General features: G+C 71.2%; 2 protein-coding genes and 1 pseudogene. All 3 read left to right on the forward strand.

Annotated features, from left to right (window positions below; all coding sequences use genetic code 11):
- A pseudogene (locus tag ACPUER_RS36530) lies at positions 1 to 310 on the forward strand (methyl-accepting chemotaxis protein); the annotation flags it as partial.
- A 3-nt stretch (positions 311 to 313) separates the two neighbouring features.
- Positions 314 to 1,306: a CheR family methyltransferase gene (locus ACPUER_RS36535; protein WP_425133552.1), complete on the forward strand. Its 993-nt coding sequence runs from the start codon at positions 314 to 316 to the stop codon at positions 1,304 to 1,306.
- Positions 1,303 to 1,906, forward strand: a 604-nt coding sequence (cheD, locus tag ACPUER_RS36540; RefSeq protein WP_425133553.1) for a chemoreceptor glutamine deamidase CheD, incomplete at its 3' end; no start/stop codon positions are given. The genes ACPUER_RS36535 and cheD, both read left to right, overlap by 4 nt.

The following is a 1,906-nucleotide window of genomic DNA, read 5'->3' on the forward strand; positions in this document are numbered from 1 at the left end:
GCCGCAGGCTGCGGCACAACCGGCACGGCGTGCCGCGCCGGCGTCGCATGCGGCCACGTCGGCGGCGGCGGGCGCAGCGGGCGCAAGCCAACCGAAGCGCGCGGCGGACCCCGATGCGCGTACGCAGAAGGAAGCACCCGCGTCCCGCGGCGCCGCTGCAGGCGGCTACGGGCCGCGTCTCGCGAAGTCGGCCGCCGCCCCGGCGGACAAGCCGGCCGCGAAGCCCGCGCTCGTGCGCCCCGCGCTGAACGGCGAGAAGCCGGCGCTGGCCGCGGCCGGCACGTCCGACGACGACTGGGAGACCTTCTAAGCCATGCCGAACGCGCGCGCGCCGTTTCGACCCGATGCACCGGATGCCTCGCCTCGCGCGGGCGAGCCGGGGCGCGACTTCGCGTTTACCGGCGCGGATTTCGCCCGCATCCGCGCGCTGATCCACCAACGCGCGGGGATCTCGCTGTCCGAGCACAAGCGCGACATGGCGTACAGCCGTCTCGCGCGGCGGCTGCGCGCGCGCGGCCTCGACACGTTCCGCGACTACCTCGACCTGCTCGAGCAGGAAGACGATCCGCTCGAGTGGGAAGCGTTCACCAACGCGCTGACGACCAACCTGACCGCGTTCTTCCGCGAGTCGCATCACTTCCCGATCCTGTCGGCGTTCGTGAAGGGGCGGCCGGCGCCCGTGTCGGTATGGTGCTCGGCGGCGTCGACCGGCGAGGAGCCGTACTCGATCGCGATCACGCTGATCGAGGCGCTCGGCGAATCGGCGGCGCGCGGCGCGTCGATCCTCGCGACCGATCTCGACACGCAGGTGCTCGCGAAGGCGGAAGCCGGCATCTATACGTACGACCAGGTCAAGCACCTGGCGCCCGAGCGGCTGAAGCGCTTTTTCCTGAAGGGCACGGGCGCGCAGGCCGGCCGCGTGAAGGTGCGCCCCGAGCTGCGCGCGATGATCCGCTTCGAGCAGCTGAACCTGACCGATGCGGACTACGGGATCGCGAAGCCGTTCGACGCGATCTTCTGCCGCAACGTGATGATCTATTTCGACAAGCCGACGCAGGGGCAGGTGCTGTCGCGTTTCGAGCCGCTCGTGAAGCCGGGCGGGCTGCTGTTCGCCGGCCATTCGGAAAACTTCACGTACGTCACGCAGGCGTTCCGCCTGCGCGGGCAGACGGTGTACGAACTGACTCGCGACGCCGCGCAGGGTGCGCGGCCGCGTGGCGCGCAGGCGCCTGCGGCGGCCGCCATGCCGTCGCGCGTGCCCGCACGGGCCGCGGACGCCGCGCCCGCCTATGGAGATCGCGGATGAGCGCACTGCCGATCGCGACCAATCGCTATTTCGACAACCACTTCGGCCGTCCCGGCGTGAAGCTGTTGCCGAACGAGTTCTACACGACGTCCGAGGACATGGTGCTGATGACCGTGCTCGGCTCGTGCGTCGCCGCGTGCCTGCACGACCCGTACGCGGGCATCGGCGGGATGAACCACTTCATGCTGCCCGACGACGGCGCCGATCCGGGCGCGGCCGCGTCGGAATCGATGCGCTACGGCGCGTACGCGATGGAAGTGCTGATCAACGAGCTGATCAAGGCCGGCGGGCGCCGCGAGCGCATCGAGGCGAAGGTGTTCGGCGGCGCGGCCGTGCTGGCCGGGATGACGACCATCAACATCGGCGATCGCAACGCGGATTTCGTGCGCCGCTACCTCGCGCTCGAACGCATCCGCATCACGGCGGAAGACCTGCAGGGCGTGCACCCGCGCAAGGTCGCGTTCATGCCGCACACGGGGCGCGCGATGGTGAAGAAGCTGCGGCTGCAGGTGCCGGGCGTCACCGAGCGCGAAGCCGCGCTCGCGCGCGAGCCCCCCCCCGCCGCACGGTCGCGCGCGCACGTCGAGCTGTTCGCGGCGA

Origin of the sequence: Burkholderia sp. DN3021 (assembly GCF_049805555.1) — a bacterium.
GTDB lineage: Bacteria > Pseudomonadota > Gammaproteobacteria > Burkholderiales > Burkholderiaceae > Burkholderia > Burkholderia pyrrocinia_C.

Coding starts and splice junctions, on each gene's coding strand:
- ACPUER_RS36535 (WP_425133552.1), top strand. CDS start 314: ATGCCGAACGCGCGCGCGCCGTTTCGACCCGATGCACCGGATGCCTCG.